The organism is Asticcacaulis sp. P2_C5 (assembly GCF_056404555.1).
The window spans coordinates 254,156-277,926 of record NZ_JBFUDU010000002.1; the positions used below are offsets into that span (position 1 = coordinate 254,156).

Here is a 23,771-nt window from a genome sequence, read left to right on the forward strand (position 1 = left end):
CGCTTCTATAGCATGGCGCAACGGGGGTATGACAAGAGGGCCCCTTCTAACTTTATCAACAGAACGGCAAATTCAAGGCGTGTCATGGGGTGTGAGTCGTTTTTTGCCGCGACTTGGCGTCAGGTGTGAAATATAAGCGATCAATAAGAAAAATAGCTGTAACCACGTTATGTGGAAGCCGAATCCGTGACCGATTCAACACATCAATTGCGGGAATGTAATCCGGGGTGCTATTTTCGGATTTATGAAATTGACCGGGGTAGCGATTGGCCTTAATCCGGAATTGACATATCTATGCCTAAATAGGTGTGTAGAACACAGATTGCGTCCGGGGCTGGATGTAAGGGGGACCTCAAAAGGGTAACCTTTTCAGACGGGTTCGGGGCACAGGCCCTTTGAAGATCAAAACGATGAAACCCTTTGTGTCGATGCTTATGCCCGTGATGGTCCTGGCGATTGCCGGTTCCGCCACCATGGCGCACGCCGTCACAACCGGTCAGTCCAAGGTCGCAAAGCCGCAGGTTCAAAGCGAAGTCCCTGGATTTGCCACCCTGCCGTCGCAAACCAATGGCAGCTATATCAGTGAGCAGACCCCAGGTTTTCCAAAAAACCAGTCCAAGGTCTATCAATTCAATCTGAAGGGCAAGTGGGGCGTCAAGTTCGACGTCAACCAGCCCGATACGGCGCCGTCCGGTCTTAACGACGTCGATGCCGGCGCTTTCTACAAGGTGACCCCGCAACTGCGCGTTGGTGGCACCCTGGGCTTCGGTGAAAAATCCGACCCGCTGAAGCCTGAGCCCAAGCAGGGCAAGAACGACAAGACGCAACCGCGCGTCCGCCTCGAAACGACCTTCAAGTTTTAATCAGCCAAAATTTCTGTCTGAATACGCCTGCGTGAAGAGATTCGCGCTGAGTTGAACGAATTTTTGTCTAATCAGCCAGGTGAAACGCGTCGACGGCACCGATCCCTGACAATCCACAATCGTGCAGATCGGCGACGTTGTCGCAGGTGATACCGCCCAATCCGTAAATCGGCAGACCCGTGATAGCGGTAAAGTCGCGAACACCCTTGGCGCCCAAAGAGGGCACGCCCTGGGCCGACGGGCTGCGGCTGGGGAAGACCGGAGAAACGAACAGTGCCTGTACGGGCAGATCGTCAGGCAGGGCGCGCAGGGTTGCCATATCATGACACGCGGCGCTGAGTTTCAGCTGCGGATGCCGGGCATGCAGGTCGGCTGCGCGCGACAGGCCGGTCTGGGGCAGATGCAGGCCATCGGCACCGGAGTCCAAAGCCAGGTCTTCATCGGCACCGATCAGCAGGATCAGCCCGTGATCGTCAGCAATACGGCGCAGCAGACGGGCGCGGGTAAGAGCATGGGAGTCACCGAAATGGCGGTAGATGATGCCGCAGCCGGCCGGTAACTGGGCGGCAATATCTTCGGGATGGGGTGTGCGCGCCGGATCGGTAATGAAAAAAAGCGGCGGCAGACGTGTCGCGGAGGGCTTTGTCACCGCCGCGTCATGGGTTATGTCGATGGCCTTGTCGAGCAGATACTGAAAGCGAGTCCTGTATGTCATCGGTCGATACCCATACCGCGCCGTTCGACTCGGCGTCCGCTTATCTTAGGCTCATGGCCAGGATGCACAAGGCCTTGAAAGCCGCCGGTCGTTCGGCTGAGAGCGCCTACCTGACGGCCGTGTCGAAGAACCAGCCATGGGAGGTCATCGCGCCGGTGCTGGAGGCCGGACAGCGCCGGTTCGGCGAGAACAGGGTCCAGGAGGCCAAGACACGCTGGGAGCCCGTGCGTGGGGATTACGACGCCCTGGAGTTGCGGCTGATCGGACCGTTACAAAGCAATAAGGCCGCCGAGGCCGTGGCCTTCTTCGACGTCATCGAAAGCGTCGATCGCGACAAGATCGCGCGCGCCCTTGCCGACGAGATCCAGAACCAGGGCCGGCATCCAAAACTGTATGTCCAGGTCAATATCGGAGAGGAAGAGCAGAAGGCCGGCGTCCTGCCGCATGAGGCCGACGCGTTTCTAAAGGCCTGCACGACAGACTATGGATTAGGCGTTGCCGGACTGATGTGTATTCCGCCGATCGAGGGGCCGCGCGGTCCCTATTTCGCCCTGTTGCGCAAAATCGCCGAGCGTAACGGCATTACCCATCTCAGCATGGGGATGAGCGACGATTACGAAACGGCGCTGGCCTTCGGATCCAACGAAATCCGCATCGGATCAGCCATATTCGGTCATCGCTGAGATTAGGCATTGATGGCGATGACATCCCCCGGTTCGGCCTTCTTCAGCAAGTCGAGCATGTCGGCCAGTGCCACAGCGACGCAACCTTCGGTGCCGGAATAGTCGTCGCGCGCCAGGTGCAGAAATATGGCTGACCCCATTCCGGGCACAGGGGGGTCATCATTATGACCCAATACCACGATCAGATCGTAGACATGATCATCGCGCCACAGCTTTTCATGGCTCGCCGCAAAGGGAAGTTTGACATGACGATTATAGTCGGGCGAGGCCGGATCGTCGCACCAGCCATCATCCGGCGACAGGGCGACGCGCGGCAGGCGGCTATCGGGTACCGCAACCCTGTCGGGCCGGTAAAAGACATAGCGGATCGGCCAGCTGCCCGCCGGAGATTTGCCGTCACCTTCCCTTTTCTGGGCCGCAAGCGTAACGCCCCCTTTCCCCAGGGCGCAACGCACACTATGTTCATCAAGGGAAAGTGAAGGCATTGCGGCCGTATTGTCCGCAGCTTGGGCGGTAAAAACCTTGACCATTGGGTGACAATTTCGTCTAAGCTAACAAGAAAACACAAGATACAGGATCATGGTGCAACAAAAAACCCTCCTAATAGTCGATGATGATGATGAACTGCGCGAAGCCCTGGCCGAGCAGCTGGAACTTCATGAGGAATTCAAGGTTATTCAGGCCGCCAACGGCTCAGAAGGCCTGCGTCTCGGCAAGAGCGTCAATGCCGATCTGATCCTGCTGGATGTCGATCTGCCGGATATGGACGGCCGCGAAGCCTGCCGCCTGCTGCGCAAGGGCGGATTGACCACACCGGTCATCATGCTGACGGGTCAGACCTCGGATTCGGATACGATCCTGGGCCTCGACGCCGGCGCCAATGACTATGTCACCAAGCCGTTTCGTTTTGCCGTCCTGCTGGCGCGAATCCGTGCTCAGGTGCGCTCGCACGAGACCTCGGAAGACGCCACCTTCCGCATCGGGCCGTATGAGTTCAAGCCGGCTTTGAAGGTCCTGGTCGATCAGACGCAGAAAAAGACGCGGCTGACCGAGAAGGAAACCAATATTCTCAAATATCTCTATCGCGCCGGCGGAAAGCCGATCTCACGCGAAGAGCTGCTGACCGAGGTCTGGGGCTATAATGCCGGGGTGACCACCCATACGCTGGAAACCCATGTCTACCGGCTGCGGCAGAAGATCGAACCCGATCCCGCCAATGCACGGCTATTGATGACCGATGCCGGTGGCTACAGGTTGCAGTTTTAAGATCAAACCGGAGTCGCAAGGCTCCGGTTTTTTCTTGGCAGATCCGCGACTCAGTGAAGGGTTATGCAGTAGCTGCTGCCAATCGTGTAAGTTCGCTCAACTTAGTGGATGCGCGTCTTTGGATGTGGAATCTTGGATCACGAAAAGCACCAAAAGCAGAAAAGCACGAATATTTAGGGTGTTACGATCTCCCGCGCGAAGCGCCTTCTTTCTGCGCCCACGGCTAGGAGCTGGATTGAATGCCCTTCGGGCTAAGCAGGGCTTCTTAGTCCCTTTCGTGCTTTTCTGCTTTTCGTGATCCAAGATTCCACTGTAGACGACGTGCATACACGCTTAAGCACGATAGAAATGCACCCGCATTCTCGTCACAGCAGGTGGAAAACCTAGGTCGCCTTGGCCAGACGTACCAGGCCAGGCAGGACCATCGAGCCCCAGCCATTGGCCAGGCCATCGCGGATGGCGCGGACCATGTCCGCCGGAAACTGATCCCAGCCGTCATGAATGAGGTCCAGCTGCGTGCGAGTCGCATCCAAAGCTGTCAGGCGCAGTGACACGTGGGTCTTGGGCGTTCCGGGCATATACCAGCTGAAGGCAAAATGATCCGGCGCATCGAGCGCCTCGACATCGCAGAAGGTGGCGCCGTTGAGATCATTGGCGGCGCGCTTGGCCGGATCGGGCTGCATGTGGAAGGTATGGCCGACCCGCGCCGAATAGTTCAGGCAGCCGAGCCACTGGGCGACCGTTTCCGGTTCGGTCATCACACGCCACAAGTGGGCCATGGGCACATCGACCGTCAGGCTATGCCGGATCGGTTCAAGCTTCTCTGTCATGCCAGCTTCCTTCCGCGAGGGTTTTGAGATCAAGAAGACGCGTCTGCCAGAACTGGCGCAGCCAGGCTTCGACCAGACGCAGACGTTCGGTTTCGAGCACGTAGATGTTTTCCGTGCCCTGCTTTTGCAGGCTGACCAGGCCGGCTTCGCGCAGCACCTTCAGATGTTTGGAAATGGCAGGCCGGCTGATGCGGAACATGTCCGACAGATCGTGCACCGCCGCCGGCCGGCGTACCAGAAGTGTGAGGATATTCCGGCGGTTCGCATCGCCCAGGGCGGCGAACACGGCGTCATCATCTTCCCGAAGTTTTATTTTCGTAACCATTGAGTTACGGTTATAGTGTAACCACGCGGTTACGGTCAAGCCGCCTCGTCAGATTTCGAACACCACCTGGGCCGGCACGTGGTCGCTGGGCTGGGTCCAGCCGCGGACATCGTCATGAATCCTGGCGGTAATGTCGCCGTGCAACCGCGCCATCAGGGCCGGGTTGAACAGGATATGATCCAGGCGCAGGCCGCGATTGGAGGCGCGATAATCGGCGGCCCGGTAACTCCACCAGGTGAAGATCTTCTCCGGATCGGGATAGGCGACGCGGAACGGATCGTGGAAGTCTCCCGAGGCGATGAAGGTCTCGAAGGTTTCGATCTCGATGGGGGTATGGCTGACCACCTTGAGCATCTGGCGGTGGCTCCACACATCGAATTCGCCCGGAGCAATGTTCAGGTCACCGCAGATCAGCAACGGATGGTCGTGATTGCGCTGTTTCAGGTGCCCGCTCATGCGCTCGTAAAATTCGAGCTTGTGATCGAACTTGTCGTTTGCCGTCCGTTCGGGCAGGTCGCCGCCGGCCGGAATGTAGAAGTTCCAGATATCGACTGGATGATCGGCGGCGCCTTTTATCTGAATCGCCTGGGCGCGGGCCTCGCCACGCCGGCAGAAGGGCGGATTATCCATGACCTCGAACGGCACTTTCGACGCCAGGGCGACGCCGTGCCAGCCTTTTTGACCGGCCACGTGAATGTGCGGAAAACCCAGCTCGTGAAAGGCCTCATAGGGGAATTCGTGCGTCTGGCACTTGATCTCCTGCAGGCAAATGACGTCAACGCCTGTCTGGGCGAGAAATTGACGGATTTGCGGCATGCGCAGGCGAACGGAATTGACATTCCAGGTGACGAGCGAAAGTCGCATATGTAGATTGATTTCCTGACAGCTAAGTGTCGGTAAAATAACAAAAAACCCGATCCGTGGTAGCGGACCGGGCAAGATTTTGGCACATAACACGAAGAGAAAAAAGGGAAAAACGCACGCTCGGAAACAGACCGCCGTCCAATTCCATGTGTGAAAAATAGCACGCTTGAAAAAATTCGCAAGCGAAATCTTCAGAACGGAATTATTTTTTTACCTGCGGCTTGTTGAGCACAAACAGGTCCGGCTTCAGACTGACACCGGCGGCAAAACTGGTCAGGTGAACGCGCGTGCCGCGGTTCTGGGCGTCGGTCACCGTCCATTCACGCAGGGTTACGGCGCCATTGGCCGCCTGATCGAACACGAGGACGACAGAGCCCTCGACCTGCTTGCGCCGGTCGCGTGCTTTCAGCGTAAAGCCCGTGGCATTGGACGACACCTGGGTGATGACCACGCCCTGGTCGAAGCGAATCTGCTTCGACAGAAACAAGGACAGCGGGGTCTCGCTCAGCGGATATTGGTCGAAGGATTTCAGGCGCGGATCCCACATCTTGACCTTGTTGCCGTCGGAGACGATCAGCACCGAATAGGGCGCATCGTATTCGAAACGGATCTTGCCAGGGCGCTGCAGGAACCAGTTGCCCTTGGTGATGCGGCCGCGGAAATCCGTTTGTTCAAAACGGCCCTGGCCGGTGCCCAGCGCCTGGAGATAGGCCGTCGCCTTCTGAATCCGCGCCTTGTCCGCGGGATTAAAGTTGGGCGGCGAGATCAGGCTGTCGAACTGGTTTTTACCACCCTGGGCCATAGCCGGCGCGGCGCTGAGCAGCGCTGCAGTCAGCGATCCGGAAAGGAGAAAACGGCGGGTCAGGTCTGTCATGGTGTTACCTTAATTTATCTTGTGTCTTAGACCGTAAAGGGGCGTCGCGGCAATTCAAGGGCGCGAAAAAGTCACGACACCGCCGCTTTGTGGCCATGGAATGAAGCCGGGGTGAACAGACGGTTCAGAGTGACGCGTCGCGCGAAATTTCGTTAAAATGGGTGAAAAACACGCTTTCAGACGCGAAAAATCGTCAATAGTTGATGGAAATTCCTTAATCAAAATGATTAACGAAAGGTAAATTCGCAATAATTGATTTTGAGCGCAAACAACTGAATATCAAGTGATTCGCCGTTTTGATCAAGTTTGTGGTCTTTTTTGAATTTGAAGGCCAGATTCACGTGAATAAGCGCCCAGGGTGCAGCCTTTTGCCGCCTTGCTTGCCCCCATTACCCCGCCCATAGTGGCACCATGGAAGCTGTCACGCCCCCGATCGTTCCGCCGGCCCATAAGGTCCATGCCAGACCGCTGCCGAAATGGCGGTGGTTGCCGCAGTTTTTCATCAATCCGCTGAGTGTCTATTCTGAGGAGGCATTCGAGCGTACCTTCGGGCGGGCGAAGGCGTTCGGTATCGATACGGTAGCCGTGGCCGATCCGACGGCCATCCATCACGTCATGAAGACGAATATGGACAATTACGTCCGGCCGGTCATTCAGGCGCGATTGTTTCGCCCGGTGATGGGCGAAGGTGTCTTTCTGTCGGAGGGCGACGGCTGGCGGCGGCAAAGGCGGATGCTGGCGCCGGTCTTCAGTCCGGCGGCGATCGGCGATCTGTTGCCGCACTTTCAGTCGGCGGCCAGGGATATGATCGGGCGTCTGGAAGGGGCGACACGGACGCGGTTGACCGAGGTGTTTCACCGGACGGCCCTGGATGCCGTGCTGAAGGCGTTGTTTTCTCTGCCGGCAGACGAAGGCCGGGCGGGGATAACGCGGCTGGCGCGCAATTACCTGGAAGGGGCGGGGCGGCCGACGGTGCTGGATGCGATTGCCGCGACAGAGGATCAATATGGCTGGGCCTTCGGCGCGCGGCGGACTTTCCAGCGCAAGTGGCGGGCTTTGGTCGACGAGGTGATCTCAGCACGACGCGTGTCGGGCGCGGATGAGGGGCGCAAACGGGGCGACCTGCTGGACCTGTTGCTTGCAGCGCGTGATGCACAGACCGGCGCGCCGATCGATGACGGGGAGATCCGCGACCAGTGCGCGACCCTGCTGGCGGCCGGGTTCGAGACGACGTCACGGCTGCTGTTCTGGGCTTCGTACCTGTTGGGGTTGGATCAGGCCGAGCAGGCGCGGGTGCGCGCGGAGGTGCGGGCGTTTCCGGTCGAGAAGGTAACGGAGATGGCGGACCTGAGCCACTGGCCGCGGCTGCGCAATGTGCTTCTGGAAGCGCTCAGGCTCTATCCGCCGGTGGCCTATGTGGTGCGCAAGGCCATGGCCGATGATGTGATCATGGGTCAGGCGATCACCGCTGGCACAGAGGTGTGGATGAGCCCGTTCGTTATCCATCGCCATCGCAAATACTGGGACATGCCGACGGCCTTCATGCCGGATCGCTTTGCGGGGATTCCTTCGCCATGGACCAGTATGGACAGCTATCTGCCGTTCGGGGTCGGGCCGCGCATCTGTATCGGTGGCGGGTTTGCCGTGGTCGAGGCTCAGATGGTGCTGGCCAGCCTGCTGGGGCGGTACCGGTTGGTGCCGGAAGACGACCGGCCTGTGCTGCCGGTGTTCCGATTGGCAACGGTGCCAGATCGCGATCCGTGGTTCAGGCTGGAGGCGATCGAGACCTGACGGGTTGTGGATTGTCAGGGGCGCAGATCCGAGGGCGCAGCGCCGCTGTGGCGCCGGAAGGCCCTGAAGAAGTGGGAGTAGTCGGCGTAGCCGCAGGCCAGGGCCAGATCCGGCAGGCGCGTGTTCGCATAGGCCGGATCCGCCAGCATGACCGCGGCGCGGGTACAGCGCAGGCGGTTCAGCAGAACCGAAAAGCTGGTGCCCGATACAGTCAGGACGTGCTGCACCATGCGCGATGACAGGCCCATCTGCCGTGCCACACTGGCGATGTCCAGCTGCGGGTCGGCGGATTGGCGACGCATCAACCGGCGGATGGCCGTAAAGCGCGCCGACAGCGAAGCGTCTTCGGACGACGTCCGGCCTGCGTCGCCGGCGCCCAGCCATTGCCCCAGCAGATCGACAACGTGACGGCGCATCATCTCGCCCTGTTCCGGTGACAAGACCTCCCCGTCATCGGCCAGCAACTGGCAATAGGTGCGCATCATGCGGAAGACCGGCGATGTGTAGTCGTGACGGTGCCCGGCCAGGTCATGGGCCTCGCGACGCCAATGATCAATAGCTTCACGCGGCAGGATCAGTCCCAGGGCGGCGCCGGATTTCGAAGCGTCGAAAGCTTGCGGATTTTCCTGGGTCAGCAGGACGGCTTCGCCCGGCGCCAGGTCGGTGCTGCGGCCAAGATGCAGCGTATTGACCTTAACGGTACCGGCATTGAAGAAAATCATCACGCGGTCGTCGAGATCGCGAGCGATGTGGGCGGGTTCACGGCGAACGATCAGGCTGCTGGAGGCGCAGCGGCAGATCATGGAAGGGCCGGATAACCGCACATCGGTGACGCCGTAAAAGCCGTCGTCCGTCTCCGGTATGATGGGATGCCCATTGTAGCCACCGGCCATCAGGCTTTCGGACCAGGCGCGCGCCCGATGTTGCGCGGTCAGACGCGGGTCCAGGTCGTGCGAGGAGAAAACGAGTCTGGCCACGGAATTACGCTCCGGCGAGCGTCATCTGTATCAGTTTACCTCGCGGAAACGCAAGGCGATTGCGCGCCTGGCAATCGACGCACGGCGTCTGTGCGCCCAAAATGGTCCGATCCATGCGTGACGGTGACATGCCCCAGCTTGCCCAGTCATTATCATTTGCCATTCTATTCGCGAAAACGGTTCAGGCTCGCCGCCCCGCGCCGCCTGTTGGCCCCCTTCTCCTCTCAGTCGAGGAGAAGGGACAAGCCCCCGATATGGTATGATCAGTCGTGACTCCCAAGTGGGTGTAAAATGATCCGCGCAACGCGGTGACGGCACGTCTTCCACAGTGGAATTTTTCGGCACGAAAAGCACGAACGAAGTCGAAAAACACCAAAATTCAGGGCTTTACTATCTTCCGCGCGAAGCGCTTTGTGTTCACACAATTTTCCGCATGCCTAATCATTGCCCTTCGGGCGAAGAGCATTTCGGTTCGCTTTGCATTCGTGCTTTTCTGATTTTCGTGCTTTTCGTGCCGAAAAATTCCACTGTGGAAGACGTGCCGTCACCGCGTTGCGCGACATCACTTGGCCAAAGGATTCTCGCCCCACCTGGGAGTTTCGATCAGTTTGTGATTTCGCCGAGGTCATAGAGACCACCCGGGCCACCCTTCAGCGGCAGTTGCATGGTTCGGCCGCCTTGGTCGATGACCTGCAGGATGAGGTGCGACGCCGCGCTTGGTGATTGCGGCAGGCACAGCTGGCTTGCGGCCGTGTCGCCGGGAAGCAGGGACGGCAGAGTGGCGTTATATACGGCCTTATCGAGTCGCAACTGCACGGTCCATGGCTCGTAGAGCGGCGTAACGCCATCATTGCGCCAGGCGATCTCGACCTGTAACGGGCAGGATGTGTCGCTCTTGCGGTAGTGGATCGAGACCGGGACATAGTGATAGCCGGTACGGCCGGCGGCGCGAACCAGAGCGGCCTGTTCGTCGGGGTTCAGTTCCGTCCACGCCTGGACATTGAAGCCATTATTGCCGATGGCGGCGATGTGGTAGTCCTCGACCTGACGTGTGATGCCGTCGTAACCAGCTTCGAAGACCAGTTTCCAGCCGTAGGATTCGACGATGAGGGGCGCCGTCTTCCAGCGTTCGCGGATCAGCGACTTTTCGGCGTCAGCTAGATCGTCAGGAATGAAGCCTGACTCGAACCATTTGGCGCCCCAGCTGTCGCGACGCATACCGATGGGGATGGATGTATTCAGCCGCAACAGATGGGTCAGTACGGGTTTGTCGTCGGTCATGGCCAACAGGCGCGTGTGCGGCAGGGCGTCGACGATCGCCATGGACAGGGCGGTTCGCGTTTCCAGCGTGCCTGGCTCCGCGCCCTTGAGATTGACGGTGGGATCGCCGTACGGGATCTGCGACCAGGTGTAGACGGAGCTGCCGGCCATGTGGCCTTCGCCCCAGTTGCCGTAGGCGCGTATATCGACCCAGGCAATGCGCGGATCGCCGTCGTAGCGTTTACCGATCTCAGCCCACAGGGCGCGCCAGCGGGCGATATAGACCGGGTCGTTCCAGTCGGGCACGAAGACGCGGTCGATGGGCTGCCAGCTACGCGGATCGGCCTTGACCCAGAAGCCTTTGGACGAGCGGTCGATCAGGTCGCGCGGGATATCCACGCCGGTGCGGCTACAGCAGGTATCGAGCGGCATCAGCCCGAAGGCGATCCGTTCGCCGGGTTTCAGTTTGGTTAGCTGTTGTTCGATGGTGGAAAAATCGTAAACGCCTTCCTGGGGTTCGAGGACGGCCCAGGGCAGGCGGAAATAATGTTCGCTGGCCGGACGAGATACGGGCACGATGGCTTTGCCGTGCCATTCGATCAGTCCCTGTAGTGGGTTGGCGTCGATGACGGTGTCGTCGGTGGCTGGCGTTAGGTTGTGCCAGTCGTTATCGCTGGCCTGGACGGGGATCGCCGTTACAAATGCGGCCGCGAGCAAAGCCGTTATTTTTCCGTACATGCGCCCCTGCCTTGTTTGACTTTGTGACAGGCTACACGTTATGGCATGGTTGCGGAAGGACTGTCGCATAACGCCCAAATCATCAAGGCGTTCGGTAAAGATTGCGCGGCAATGAAGTTCCGCCGTTCTCCGCCTTGCCGCTAAAATTCCCGGGCTTATTGACCCTATCCGCAACTCGTGCCTGTATCGGGCACGTTTTTGGGTAGGGACACATAGTGAGCCAATTGCTGATTCATCAGTATCTTAACGAGCTGGACACGCTGAAGAAAATTTCTGGCAGCCTCACGGAAGGCGTCGTGTCCGAAGCGTTCAAGGACTTGCTTAAGGCGTGGTCAAAGCAGAGCAACCTGGTATTTGTCAGCCAGTACGGTTTCCAGTCGACGCAGAAAAACCTGATCCGCCCTGACGGTACCATCCTGCATGATCTGCGCGTGCCCTTGGGCTATTGGGAGGCCAAGGACACGGCCGACGATCTGGATGATGAAATCCGCAAGAAGCTGGCCAAGGGCTATCCGCAGGACAATATCATCTTCGAGAACTCGCATACTGCCGTGTTGATCCAGAACCGGCAGGAGGTGATGCGCGCATCGATGACGGATGTCGAGCATCTGGGGCGATTGGTCAGACTGTTCTTTGGCTATGAGCGGCAGGAAATTGCCGATTTCCGTAAGGCTGTTCGACAGTTCACGCAGGACCTGCCTGCAGTGCTGGAGGCCTTGCGGGCGCGGATTGCCACGGCCTATGCCAGCAACCAGCCTTTCAAAGACGCGGCGGCTGCATTTCTAATCCAGGCCAAATCGACCATCAATCCGTCGGTAACCGAGGCGGATATTTTCGAAATGCTGATCCAGCATATCCTGACTGAGGAAATCTTCACCCATGTTTTCAATGAAGGCGACTTTCACCGCGAGAACAATATTGCGCACGCACTTTATGAACTGGAAGCCAAGTTCTTTACCGGTGGCGTGAAGCGGGACACGCTAAAGGCTCTGGAACCTTACTACGCCGCCATCAGAGCCAATGCCGCCCAAATCACCAACCACGGCGAGAAGCAAACCTTCCTGAAGGTGATCTACGAGAATTTCTACAAGGTCTATAATCCGAAAGCCGCTGACCGTCTGGGTGTGGTCTATACGCCGAACGAGATCGTTCGTTTTATGATTGAAGGTGCCGACTGGCTGACCCAGAAGCATTTCGGCAAGCACCTGATCGATCGCGATGTGCAGATCCTCGATCCGGCGACGGGAACGGGTACCTTTATCTGCGAGCTGATCGAGCATTTCCGCGGCCAGCCCGAGAAGCTGGCCTACAAGTACAAGGAAGAACTGCACGCCAACGAAGTAGCCATTCTGCCTTACTATGTTGCCAACCTCAATATCGAAGCGACCTATGCCGCGATCACCGGTCAGTTCGCCGAATTTCCCAGCCTGTGCTTTGTCGACACGCTGGATAATGTGGCCGGGTTAGGTATCCGTAGCGGGCACCAGCACGATCTGTTCGGCGCCATGTCGGATGAAAACGTGGCGCGGATTAAACGCCAGAACGGCCGCAAGATCAGTGTCGTTATCGGCAATCCACCCTATAATGCCAATCAGCAGAATGAGAACGATAACAACAAAAACCGGACATATGAGCGGATCGACGCGCGTATTAAGGAAACCTATATCAAACAGTCGACGGCGCAGAAGACCAAGCTGTACGACATGTATGCACGTTTTTTTCGCTGGGCATCGGATCGGTTGCACGATGACGCAGTTCTGGCCTTTATCACCAACCGTTCGTTTATCGACAGCCGGACGTTCGACGGGTTTCGCAAGGTGGTGGCCGAGGAATTCAACGAAATCTACGTTGTAGATCTGGGAGGAGATGTGCGCGCCAATCCAAAGCTATCTGGTACCAAGCATAACGTTTTCGGTATCCAGACCGGCGTGGCCATTTCGTTTTTTGTGAAACGCCACAAACAAAAGGGTTGTAAGATTTTCTACACATGTCGGCCAGAGTTCGATACTGCGGAAGAAAAGCTTAGCTTTTTGTCGAACGCAAAACTATCAGGCACAAAATTTGAAAAAATAGAACCGGACAAGAAAAATAACTGGGTAAACCTAACAAATAACGATTGGGATGATTTAATTCCTATAGCTGACAAAAGAACTAAAGCGGCAAAAACTAAGGTACATGAGAGGGCAATATTCAAAGATTATGTTAGTGGTATTAAAACTAACCGTGACGAATGGGTGTATGATTTCGGTTCAGCCATATTGGCTGAAAAAGCGACCTATTTTACAGACCGCTTTTTAAGCCAAAAAGCCAACGAAGAATTTGATCTGTCTATAAAATGGAGTCGCGACTTAAAGGCAAAGCTTTCACGCAAACAAACATTAGATTTACAAAATGTAACTGTATGTTCTTTGTGGAGGCCATTTGTTAAAAAGCATTTTCTTTGGATAAAAACGTATAGCGACATATTCTATACTGATCATGAGGCCGCCTTCGGCAAGCGCGGAGAAAAGAAAACAGCTTATATATCGATATCCGGAACCTCATCCTCTAAGCCTTTTCAGGTTCTTTCGGGAAACGGTCCTCAAGATTATGAAGCCGTAGAAAAGTCAAATTTACTTGTCCGATATCGCTACACTTATGAAGGCGATCAAATTGAGAATATCACAGACTGGGGGCTGAAGCAGTTCCAAACACGTTTTGGCAAAGATGCGAAGGTCAGCAAAGACGATATTTTCGCCTATTGCTATGCTGTGCTGCACGACCCAATTTATCGCGAATCCTATGCGCAAAACCTGAAACGGGAGTTCCCGCGTGTTCCGCTTTATAACGATTTTGCGCGCTGGCGCGATTGGGGGAAAGCGCTGCTCGACTTGCATATCGGCTATGAGGCGGTAGAGCCATATGCTCTCGAGCAGGTGGATACCCCTGATGCCAAGGCGCGTGAGGCCGGGCTGACGCCAATGTCCAAGTTGAAATCCGACCATGATACAGGGGTCATCACGCTCGACAGCGAAACCAAGCTGACCGGTGTTCCGCCGCAGGCGTGGAACTACCGGCTGGGCAATCGCAGTGCCATTGATTGGGTCTTGGACCAGTACAAGGAGAAGACACCGAAGGACAAAACGATCCGAGAGAAGTTCAACACGTACCGGTTTGCCGACTACAAGGAACAGGTCATAGACTTGTTGCGACGCGTAACGACGGTCAGCGTGCGGACGGCGGCGATTACGGATGCCATGCGAGACCTGAAGCGATGAGTGCGCGTCGTGAAGCCGAAAGGGCTTTGTCGGCGGCCCTGGCCGGAATGGCGGACCAGACAGGTGAACCGCTTCAGCAAATTTATGATCTGGAATCGGCCTTGCCGCTCGATCCTGGCAATGCCGCGCTGATCGACCGAATTGCGCGATTAAAAGCCCGAGTCGAGAGCGGGCCTGTCTACGTAGCGGTGGAACGGGTGGTTGTGCTTGGCAGGGCGACACGAAGTTATGAGGGGCAAATATATGTTGAGTTGCCCGACGGCACCTTGAAGCCGATCAATGGACAAGACTTGGTCGAACTTCATGATCGGTTCCCGGATTTCATCAAGCGATGGAAGCCTGGCACTGATGAAGCCATGGGATAGATTGTCAGACAGACTACAAGACCACGAGGCACATATGTCGAGGAACGAGATTCGAAACAGGGTGATGCGACTGCTTGAGGTCCCGCCTGAGCCTTTGTGCGATAACTGCATCGAACAGGTGCTGGGTTATCCTGAAAAAACGGTCAATCCCATCAACAATCGCCTTATGGCTGAGGGCTGGCTGGATCGCGGGCGAGGCTATTGCAATGTGTGCAAAAAGACGACCAATCTGGTAAATCTTTGGCGATCTGGTTCCTGAACGGCCTGTAAAACTCCGAGTCTGGCGCTGGTCGACCGCGTCTAACTGGCGAAAATGAGAAGTCAGTTCAGCGGTATTCACCGGTCTTCTCAGCATGAGCTAAATCGGCGACCAATCTGGCGCGCAGCTCTGCTTCCTCGGCTTCGGGATGAAGTTCCAAGTAGAGATCGATGGCATCGTCGAAGCCAAAGTCGCCGACCATTCGGCCGCCAATTATATACAGCTTAAGAATTGACCAGGTTTGTCGAAAGTCAGATGTCATTCGAAGGCGCGATTATTTGGCGTGATTGGTTCAGAGTATTAAGTAAGCAAGAAACCCCACCCCCACATCTCACGCCTCATTGGCTTTCGCCAACTCGCGCTCGTGCGGGCCCCCTCCCCGTCGCTCCGCGCCGGGGATGTATAAGTAAGGTCAGGCAAGCCCAAGGCAAAGTCGCTGCGCTGTCGAGTTACGGTTCTAGGGGCTTGCCCCTAGAATTCGATGCCTTCGGCGTAGACGATGCGTTCGCCGAAGGGTGGATCTTCCTCGTGATTGAGCGGCGGCGCGATGGGATAGCGCTCGGTTTCGGTGATCAGGACACGGCGCCGCGTCGAGGACGGAATATGCGGTGCGATGATGACGCCGTGGCTCAGCAGGGTCGGTACCGGCCAGATAGGCTGGGGCCCGGTCGTGGTGAACTGCTGGTCGGGCAGCGCGACCTGGCCGAATTGACCCGCCTTGCCGCCGGTCGATTTCGGCTCGGGTAGTTTGATTTTGGCGGCTGCCAACTGACCGGCGATCTGATTGGCCTTCGCGGTCGAGGCCGGATCGGTGGAGGGGTCGTAGTTATAGGTCACATCGACGGCCACGAGCTTCTCACCGTCGCCGATATAGTAGTCACGCCAGCCCATGACCTCATCGAGACCCTTGTCGAGGACCTGACACTGGAACGTGATCTCGCCGACCTTGGAATGCACGATACCCTCGACGAGCGGCTCCTTGGGTTGGTCGCCATAAACGAAGGCATGGAACAGCTTGCCATCGGTACCGATCGGTACGACCACGGCGATACGGTCGGCGCTCAGTTGCATGAAATCGCAGGTGACCGAAGACGACAGGTGGGCGCCGGGGATCGAGGTCGGCTGGTAACGTGACACGGCCAGGCGGACAAAGGGGAAGTAGCTGCCCTTCGGCATGGCGATGGCGATATCGGCGTACCAGAGCTGGCGGTCCGTGTCGAAACCCACCTGGTGCGGAGCGACGGTATAGAGGCCGTCCTGGCCCGGTACGGTGAGTCCGTTCAAAGTTTCCGGTGCGAAGACGCCGGGCGCCAGGTCGCTGCCTTCGACTGTCGGGAAATCGGTGCCCGGAGCGGGAATCGGACCCTTGGTGCGCGCCAGGGTGAAGGCCGCGGCAGGCGGGCTGTTGGTCGGAATATCGGCCGACAGGCGGATCGGGTCGCGACCCCATTGGGTAACGAAGGGCTTGTTGCGCGCGTCGTCGCTGCTGGCCTCGGCCGAACCGGCATTGGGCAGCAGGACGGCCAGCATTTCGTTGTAGCCCGTCGCCATCCAGGGACGGTTGAGATAGATGCGGATGCCGCCGGTGCGCTTGGAGGCCGTCTTGCCCTCGGGCCGCAGCCAGCCGAAGGTCGGTATGGCGTAAAGAATGTCAGGCGCAGGGGGCGGGGCCGTGTTGTAGATCCAGCGTACGGCGTGCTTGGCGTCCGTGACCTTTGTCTTGTCCTCGCTGTTACGGATCTCGGGCTCGAAGAACTCCTTGAAGCGCGATACGGCGTCCATGGCGTAGGTGACGCGGCGATATCGCGTGTCGGTGAACCTGTGGATGATGCCCTGCAGCGTGTAATGACCGCCCAGACTTTCGGTCCGGGCAATGGTCTGCTGATGAACGTGCATGGCGTGGTCGCGAACGATCGGGAAGTTTTTGGCGGCGATTTCGATGGGGTTGTCTTCGGGTTCGCTCCAGCTGGCATTGATGTCGAGGCGAGTCGTCGATTTGCTGTCGAGCGGTGTCGCCAGGACAGGTGCTATAGCGTCGAGCTGGCCGAGCGTTCCCCTGGCCGGCGCGAAGGTTTCGAAAGCCGGCGCAATGAGCGGCTTTTGGGTGGCGTGGACGAATTCGATCTCGCGCCACGGGGTGAACATCCAGTGCTTCCCGGCGCGAATCCACTCGCGCACATGGCCCGGGTCCTGCTTCTTGTCCTGGGCCGTCTTCACGATCAGCGCCCACATAGCCATGCGGTCGATGGCGAATTCCGGGATCATGCAGCTGAGCCGGACCCTCTGGCGGCAGGCCAGTGGCATGGGTATCTGGATGACGCGGTTGGCAGCGTCCCATTTCAAGGCGGCGTAGGTAGCGCTGCCCTCGATCAGGACAGGCTCGGAATCGGGCCATTTCGGTGTATCGGTCTGTACGAAGTTCGGACCGTAGAAGGGCACCTTCAGGTCCTGCCATGTCTTGGCGCCCAGCACCTGCAAACGGACCATGATGCCCAGGGCATAGGGGTCAGGCAGGTAGGGCAGGCTGAACTTCTTTTCGGCGACGCTGTAACTGGTCGCCTTGTCGGACGGGACTTCGAGCGAGGGCAGGGCGACGGCCGGAAAAGCGACGTCACGCTGAGCCAGCATGGCGTAGGCGTCCTTGCTCATCTTGCCGGCCGTGTCGAGCACGCCGTGGGTTTCGGCGAAACGCTGGGTGACGCGGCCGGGCGCCAGGTTGCGGGCGATCTTTTGCGGATTGGGCGGATCGGCCGGCTTGATCGGATCGACATTGAAGGTGCGCACGGCCAGTCGGCCCATCGATTCGCCCTGTTTCGGCGCACCGATGACGACAGCGGGCGTGGTGGTCAGGTCGTGGCCGGCCTCCACCCCGTCGTTGCCGAGCAGGGTGAGGACGGGGGTCTCGACCGGTTCGTGACGCAGGTAGGTAATGCCCTTCGACACGCTGTTGGGATTGTTCTTGGCGGTAGCTGTATAGGGTACCGAATTGCCGCACAGGTCGACCGTGCGCAGGCGCGTCACATAGCGATGGCCGAAGCGCAGTTTCGGCAGGCTGCCCTTGGCGACACGGAACTCGGTTTGCAGCGGCAGACCGGGTGGTACTTCGGCAGAGGAGGGGCCGACCATGGCGCGGTGGCGGTCGGCCTCGGTCGGGCCGTCAGGCACGGCCGCATGGGCACGCAGGGACAGGCTGGGCTCCGGGGCGCACAGGCTCCAGCCACGCCAGGCGAACAGGCCTTCGTGCAGCTTGTAAACCTCGGGATTGGTGTTGTCGGGTGTGGAGGTGAGGGCCAGGCTGAGCACGCCTTCCTCGACTGGCGAGGGACCCGTTATGGTGCCGCCCTGTTCCGTCCAGCCATAGGGGCTGAAGTCGCCGGGCATGCCGCCGGGCTTCAGCAGGGTATAGATGACGTTGCGCTGGCACAGGGAATGCCACGGGCCCTGGGCGCCGCTGGGTGCGAGCTCGGCGATATCGACGCGGAAGCCACGAAGCAGGTCCTCGGTGTACAGGTCGGGAATAATGCCCGTACCGTTGGGCTTGGTCGGGTCGTTCAGCTGACCGGAGCGGTCGACGCTTTTCTGGACGTCATTCTTGCGGTCGGTTTTGGCCAGCATGATGCCGGCGGAGCGCAGGGCGGGTGCGCCAACCTCGGGCTGTGTTTGGTCGTAGAGATTGTCATCGTTTACCGCGAGCACGGAAATGTTGGGCAGGGAGCCCGCGACCTGCATTGTCTTGTGCGCCGCGCCGTCGACATCGAGCTGGATCAGGTCGAGGCCGCCGGACTGGAGGTTATAGAAGCGACCGTCATAGGTGGCGGGCGTCATGGCCTTGGGATCGAACACCTTGGCCACCGGGTCCAGGGTGCAGAGCGTGGTCGGGAAGGTGTCGATGGGCAGGGGGGCGGCCTGGCCCTTGCGCGTCACGGACAGCTGGATCTTGACCTGGCCGGCCACCAGCATCGGAGCCGTTACCAGGGTGCTGAGCGGTATGGTCAGGTCGACGACGAGGCCGCAGAGACGCGACAGCATCTCGTAATTGCTGACGGCGGCGGCGATACGGTGAAAGTCCGTCCGCTCGACCAGGCGGTCGGGACTGGGCATTTTTCGCGACTTGTAGCCGTCCCAGGTGGCGTATTCGCGCGGGTCGTCCGGGCCTTTCTTGTTGTAGGTCTTGCGTTCCGGCTCCATCAGGGGCGCGTGGTAGAACGAGAAGACGTCGTACATGCCGGGCGTACTGTTACTGCTGCTGACCGGTGGCTTGCCGGCAGCCGGAGGGTTCTTGAGAAAGTCCAGCATCTCCTTGGTGGAGCGCCTGCCCGGCATGCCGCGTGGCACGCCGGCATCGATAAGATCCTGCGGGGCCGGCATGGCGCCTTCCTTGGCGCTAAACCCGAGCTTGCCATAGACCTCTTCGAAATGGGCTGCCATCTGGGCGACGGGATAGCTAAGGAACAGCTTGTTGCGCAGATCGGTGAAGCTGAATGATTTTAGCGGGGTTTCGCCGGGAAAAAGCGAGGCCCAGGCGCTGCGGTTGGTGCGCGAAACACGGGTGATGTCGCCGTTCTTGACGGTCTTGGTGATGCCCCCCTGGGTCAGGGTGAGCTGAAAGGCCGCGGCATCGAGCACACTGGTCCAATGCAGCCAGTTACTGCTGGCCGACAAGGTGGCCTTGCCGTCGGCGGTGAGGCGCGGCGAGATGAATACACCTATCTTGAGCTGACCGTCTTCGACCCCATTGGGGCACAGCGTCCAGATGACTTTTTCGGTGATGGTGACGGGCATGTCTCAGGTTCTCCGGGTCAGGTGGATCAGGCGGCGAAGGCGTCGCAATAGTCGGCCCACACGCTTTCGGTTGGAACGAAATCGATGAAGGCCGGGTCGGCGTCGGAGCCGGAGAATTCACGTTCGACCGAGACATCCTGCGAGATGGAGAAGAACAGGATGTCGATCTCGACCGTCAGGGTCGCGGTGCCGAACAGCCGTGTATGGCCTTCGGTCTTTTCGTAGGTCAGGCCCAGATGGAAGACCAGGCTGACCGTGATCAGGCCCAGCACGCTGAGATGGCCGCCCATCTCGATATAGCCCTCGAAGGTCACGGACTTTGACGGCGATTCGACCCAGCGGAAATAGAAGCCGGCCTTGACATAGACGCCGCCCGAAGCGACGCCGAGGTCGATGGAAATCTGGGCGCCGAATTCGAGGCAAGCCTCCAGTTCCTTGACGCCGCCGGTATAGAGGGTGATGGCAAAGAAACCGCCGCCGCCGAACAGCGAAATCGTCAGGTTGAACGGGTTGTGGCGTTCGGCGAAGTTGAAGCGCGCGCTGGGGCCGTCGCCGGTAAACGGCAGGTCGAAACCGGCGCCCAGGCTAAGGTTCTGCAAGGTCATGGCGCCGACGCCGATATTGGGCAGGGCCAGGCTGTAGCTGGCCGTTATCCCGCCTGGCGTCACATCCAGTCCCGGCGGATCGGCAAACCCGCCCATGGGAATGATGTCGCGGAAGCTGTTGAGGAATTCCAGCGGTCCGCCGAACATGACGCCGTTCGTCCCGTCGAGCACCGGGTTGATGTCGGGCTTGGTGCCCGGCTTTATCGTCATGTTCAGTGACGTAAAGTTGAGGATGATAAAGCCGAACAGGTTGATCTTGAATTTCTTAAGCTCGGCCTCGACGCTCGACTGTGGCGTCTGGCCGGCCTTGGCCACCATGACGGTCGAGACGATGCTCAGTTCCGAACCCGATGGGGACGGGACGAACAGGGACTGGGCAGGGGCCTTCGGAAACGGCGTCGTGATGGTCTGTTTAAGGGTATAGGTCGAGGTGACCGACTCGCCGTTGGTGACGGTGGTCAATTGCGGCACGCCCGCCGCACTGCTGGCGATGCCGGTGACCTGATTGAGAATTTCGCCGAGCGGCACGAAACCCAGCAGCTTGGCGCCAGACAGGGCCGTGGCGGGGTTGAAGGTCCCGGCTTCGATAGTTGCCGTATTGGTGACGGCGCCCAGCTTGCGCGACAGGCCGTCGGGCGCCAGGTTGGGCGACAGAAGGCCGCCGTATTTGTCGGTCGGATTCGACGCGTTCTGGGCAACGCCCTGAGGCGCGAACTTGAACACCATCTGGGCCGGGTTGCTGGCGTCGTCGAAGCCGCCTTGCAGGAAGCGCTGATGGTATTTGACGACCGGCGTCTTGTTCGTGCCGAGCAGGTTTTTGACCGACGGGATTTCGATCGTTGCGTCTTCGACGCCGGGATAGAAGAGCGCGCTGCCGTCGGCGCCGGGGCCGGTGGCAACCGAGCTCAAGAACTTGATTTCGCTGGCGTGGTAGTCGCTTTCGCCCTCGGCCAGGGGCGCACCGCCGGCATCGGTATTGGGGCTGAAACGAATCAGGGCATTTTTGAGCGACGGATGGCGACGGCTGGCCTGGGCTGACTTGTTATAGTATTTGACCACATTTGCGAGGTCGGCGGTTTCGTTGCGCGAGCCGGCGACGAAGATCAGCGGCATGTCAAAGACGGTCTTGCGGCCCGCGGAATCGGTCGCCACCATGTGAAACTTGACTTCGGCCGTGCCGACAATCGGCTCGGGCCAGAAGGTCTGGTACCAGGTGTTGCTGCCGCCCGGATAGTAGCTGGCCATGTCAGGGTCGCTGATGGCGACCGGTGCCTTCAGGTCGGGGGTCTGCTGGGTGGTGATCTCGACGCTGACAAAAGGGAAATCGCGGCCCTTATACATCTGGTTGTCGGCGGGATAGTCGCGGACATGCTGGCGGACGACGATATAGTATTTCTGCATCAGCCCGGCGACGCGGCCGCCGCCGGCCTGTTGTGAAAACTTGCGTTCCGAGACCTTGATCAGGGCGGCGGCATGGCCGAGCGGGAACAGGAAGCCTTCATAGATGACACGGACATATTGGTCGCGGCCGATCGAGGTGATGTGTTTCCATTGCGAGATATCGGACTTGGTCGGACCCTTGAGATGGTCGGGCCAGATGCCTTCCGCTTCGAGCGAGGCGCCCAGCGCGGTCAGCCGCAGATGTTTGGCCATGGCCGGCCGCGATGTGAAGGGTCCGCCGAGAAATCCCTTGGGGGCCGACATCAGGCCGACCATGTCGGCGCGGTCCTTGTGGTTCAGCGCCCAGTCTTCGCCCTTGGGGTCCATCGACTCGTCATCGGCCCAGATGGCGCGCAGGGGTTCGGGATTGTTGCTGATGATCCACTCGCCGACGCGGGTACCCAGGCGCGTATGCCACAGTTCGGCGAACGGCGTGTCGTGGAACACCGTGCCGGTGGCGTGGCTGAAGCCGGCGGTCGCGAGCGGCGTCATGTGCAGGTGAAACGGCACTTCCAGGTCGGTAACATCGTCCGCGGGGGCGTGCGGGAAGGTCTCGAGTATCTTTATGTCGCCGAGGCCTGCCTCCAGTCCTGGAACATACTGCAGCACCAGGCCGCCATCGCTTCTCCGCGCTATTTTTTGAACGGCCTTGGCGCTGACATACAGATTCGCTGTGGCCTTCAGATCCGGCCGCGCCCATTTTTGAACGGGTTTGTACTTTGGGCTGGACTCAGGATCGAGACCAAGGGTCGCGTTAACCTCGTAGTTGATCATGGCGTCGATCGTCGCGTCGGTCAGTGCGTCGCCGCGCGCGGCGGCAGCGACAATGGCCTCGGCGACCAGGTCGGCGGCGCGTGTCAGCAGCGCTTCGGCGCCCGCGCCCAGGCCATGCAGGCCAGTGGATTGGGCCGTTGCGATCTTGGCCATGCGGTTTGCGATGCGGTCGAAGGCATGGGCCTCAGGCATGACGACCGGCGCCGGTGTGGCGCGTGCATCGAGGTTGAGCTTCCAGGTCGAGCAGGCATCGAGCACCTCCTTGACGTGGAAATCCATCGCGGAAAAACCGGATGGGGCGATACAGGCAATGCGCGACGGCCCGGACATATAGCTGTCGGCGACGGAGGTCTTGTTGATCTTGTAACCGTCACCGGCATCCTTGCCCGAGGCTTCGCCGTTGCGGTCGACCTTGGGCATGTCCTGGCCCAGGGTGTCGGGATAGGTTCGTTCGGCGATCGCCTGGGGTTGCAGACCGAAGACCATCAGGGCCGGGCCTGAACCAACCTTCTTGATCTTGCGTGCGGTCGCGGGCCCTGTCACCACCAGATTGTGCAGTGTGACGTGCAGGACCAGCAGGTCGTCGGGGCGCAATAGGGTGAACTCGGTCAGGTCTTCCTGGACGGCGGAATAGATGACCCGGCGCCGGTCGGGGTTGGTGGCGCGCTTCGTCAGCTCCGGTTTTTGCGTCGTCAGCACGGGCTTGGCGCGGGTCTGCGCGGCTGGCGCCTGGGCCAGGGCGGGCGTGGCGCCACCGGCGGCGAGAAGCCAGCCGACCATGAGGCGGCGCGTCAGGCGCACTTCCTCGGTCAGGGTCCTGACCGGTCCGGACGTTTTTGTCTTTGGCTTTGCCGGGGTTCCGTTGCCGCGCTTCTTCTCGGACATAGTGCCCCCTCATCGATCTTCGGATCAAATCGTGAAGGCAGCGGCCCTGAGGGGCTTTTGCGACCTCACGTGCGAATAGTTCGGAACGATCGCACGGGGACAGCCATTTTGGCCGGGCCGTACGTGTCAACACACTCGTTACAGGTCGAACGCACGGCTACTGAGGGGACGGTATCAAATAAAATGGGGTCTGGCCAGACGAATGAATCGTCGTCCCA

17 protein-coding genes are annotated in these 23,771 nt (G+C 59.2%); 6 read left to right on the plus strand and 11 right to left on the minus strand.

The genetic code is table 11. The features are described 5' to 3' along the window. The first annotated feature begins 410 nt into the window (after positions 1–410). Complete coding sequence (locus tag AC1DXO_RS04815; RefSeq protein ID WP_476976958.1) at positions 411–863, plus strand: NtrZ family periplasmic regulatory protein; 453 nt, start codon at positions 411–413, stop codon at positions 861–863. Between the two features lie 67 nt (positions 864–930). Here the strand turns inward: AC1DXO_RS04815 and AC1DXO_RS04820 are convergent, their stop codons facing one another. Then, positions 931–1,578, minus strand: a complete 648-nt coding sequence (locus AC1DXO_RS04820; RefSeq protein WP_476976959.1) for a thiamine phosphate synthase — start codon at positions 1,576–1,578, stop codon at positions 931–933. Here AC1DXO_RS04820 and AC1DXO_RS04825 point away from each other — a divergent pair. Beyond that, positions 1,572–2,261, plus strand: coding sequence for a YggS family pyridoxal phosphate-dependent enzyme (locus tag AC1DXO_RS04825; RefSeq protein WP_476976960.1), 690 nt, complete (start codon positions 1,572–1,574; stop codon positions 2,259–2,261). The genes AC1DXO_RS04820 and AC1DXO_RS04825 overlap by 7 nt on opposite strands. Before the next feature lie 2 nt (positions 2,262–2,263). Here the strand turns inward: AC1DXO_RS04825 and AC1DXO_RS04830 are convergent, their stop codons facing one another. Beyond that, positions 2,264–2,746 carry a L,D-transpeptidase family protein gene (locus tag AC1DXO_RS04830; protein ID WP_476976961.1) on the minus strand — a complete coding sequence of 161 codons (483 nt, stop codon included), beginning with the start codon at positions 2,744–2,746 and terminating at the stop codon, positions 2,264–2,266. Between the two features lie 94 nt (positions 2,747–2,840). Between AC1DXO_RS04830 and AC1DXO_RS04835 the strand changes: the two genes are divergently transcribed. Continuing rightward, positions 2,841–3,527: a response regulator transcription factor gene (locus AC1DXO_RS04835; protein ID WP_476976962.1), complete on the plus strand. Its 687-nt coding sequence runs from the start codon at positions 2,841–2,843 to the stop codon at positions 3,525–3,527. A gap of 383 nt (positions 3,528–3,910) precedes the next feature. Here the strand turns inward: AC1DXO_RS04835 and AC1DXO_RS04840 are convergent, their stop codons facing one another. The 4 genes from AC1DXO_RS04840 to AC1DXO_RS04855 all read right to left on the minus strand — a co-directional run bounded on the left by AC1DXO_RS04840 (position 3,911) and on the right by AC1DXO_RS04855 (position 6,420). Next, positions 3,911–4,357, minus strand: a complete 447-nt coding sequence (locus tag AC1DXO_RS04840) for an SRPBCC family protein (protein ID WP_476976963.1) — start codon at positions 4,355–4,357, stop codon at positions 3,911–3,913. Next, on the minus strand, positions 4,341–4,643 hold the full coding sequence (locus AC1DXO_RS04845; RefSeq protein ID WP_476976964.1) for an ArsR/SmtB family transcription factor: 303 nt from the start codon (positions 4,641–4,643) through the stop codon (positions 4,341–4,343). Before AC1DXO_RS04845 ends, AC1DXO_RS04840 begins: the two co-directional genes overlap by 17 nt. 87 nt (positions 4,644–4,730) lie before the next feature. Beyond that, entirely contained in the window at positions 4,731–5,546 is an 816-nt protein-coding gene (xth, locus tag AC1DXO_RS04850; protein WP_476976965.1) for an exodeoxyribonuclease III, read from the minus strand. A 202-nt stretch (positions 5,547–5,748) separates the two neighbouring features. Next, on the minus strand, positions 5,749–6,420 hold the full coding sequence (locus AC1DXO_RS04855; RefSeq protein WP_476976966.1) for a LolA family protein: 672 nt from the start codon (positions 6,418–6,420) through the stop codon (positions 5,749–5,751). 411 nt (positions 6,421–6,831) lie between these two features. Here AC1DXO_RS04855 and AC1DXO_RS04860 point away from each other — a divergent pair, with 411 nt between their 5' ends. Then, positions 6,832–8,211 carry a cytochrome P450 gene (locus tag AC1DXO_RS04860; RefSeq protein ID WP_476976967.1) on the plus strand — a complete coding sequence of 460 codons (1,380 nt, stop codon included), beginning with the start codon at positions 6,832–6,834 and terminating at the stop codon, positions 8,209–8,211. A gap of 14 nt (positions 8,212–8,225) precedes the next feature. Here the strand turns inward: AC1DXO_RS04860 and AC1DXO_RS04865 are convergent, their stop codons facing one another. Together AC1DXO_RS04865 and AC1DXO_RS04870 are read right to left on the minus strand one after the other, a co-directional pair. After that, on the minus strand, positions 8,226–9,188 hold the full coding sequence (locus AC1DXO_RS04865) for an AraC family transcriptional regulator (RefSeq protein WP_476976968.1): 963 nt from the start codon (positions 9,186–9,188) through the stop codon (positions 8,226–8,228). A gap of 603 nt (positions 9,189–9,791) precedes the next feature. Further along, positions 9,792–11,186, minus strand: coding sequence for a hypothetical protein (locus tag AC1DXO_RS04870; RefSeq protein WP_476976969.1), 1,395 nt, complete (start codon positions 11,184–11,186; stop codon positions 9,792–9,794). Positions 11,187–11,401: 215 nt separating this feature from the next. On the opposite strand from AC1DXO_RS04870, the gene AC1DXO_RS04875 reads away from it, so the two are divergent. Together AC1DXO_RS04875 and AC1DXO_RS04880 are read left to right on the plus strand one after the other, a co-directional pair. Beyond that, positions 11,402–14,443: a type ISP restriction/modification enzyme gene (locus AC1DXO_RS04875; protein WP_476976970.1), complete on the plus strand. Its 3,042-nt coding sequence runs from the start codon at positions 11,402–11,404 to the stop codon at positions 14,441–14,443. Next, positions 14,440–14,808, plus strand: a complete 369-nt coding sequence (locus tag AC1DXO_RS04880; RefSeq protein ID WP_476976971.1) for a hypothetical protein — start codon at positions 14,440–14,442, stop codon at positions 14,806–14,808. The genes AC1DXO_RS04875 and AC1DXO_RS04880 overlap by 4 nt, the downstream gene beginning before the upstream one ends. A 326-nt stretch (positions 14,809–15,134) precedes the next feature. Here AC1DXO_RS04880 and AC1DXO_RS04885 read toward each other — a convergent pair whose 3' ends face one another. From AC1DXO_RS04885 to AC1DXO_RS04895, 3 genes are all read right to left on the minus strand, one after another. Then, positions 15,135–15,269, minus strand: a complete 135-nt coding sequence (locus tag AC1DXO_RS04885; RefSeq protein WP_476976972.1) for a hypothetical protein — start codon at positions 15,267–15,269, stop codon at positions 15,135–15,137. 269 nt (positions 15,270–15,538) lie between these two features. Further along, positions 15,539–19,849 carry a hypothetical protein gene (locus AC1DXO_RS04890; protein ID WP_476976973.1) on the minus strand — a complete coding sequence of 1,437 codons (4,311 nt, stop codon included), beginning with the start codon at positions 19,847–19,849 and terminating at the stop codon, positions 15,539–15,541. Between the two features lie 26 nt (positions 19,850–19,875). After that, a complete protein-coding gene (locus tag AC1DXO_RS04895; protein WP_476976974.1) occupies positions 19,876–23,553 on the minus strand; it encodes a hypothetical protein in 3,678 nt (1,225 codons plus the stop codon). Between the last annotated feature and the right edge of the window lie 218 nt (positions 23,554–23,771).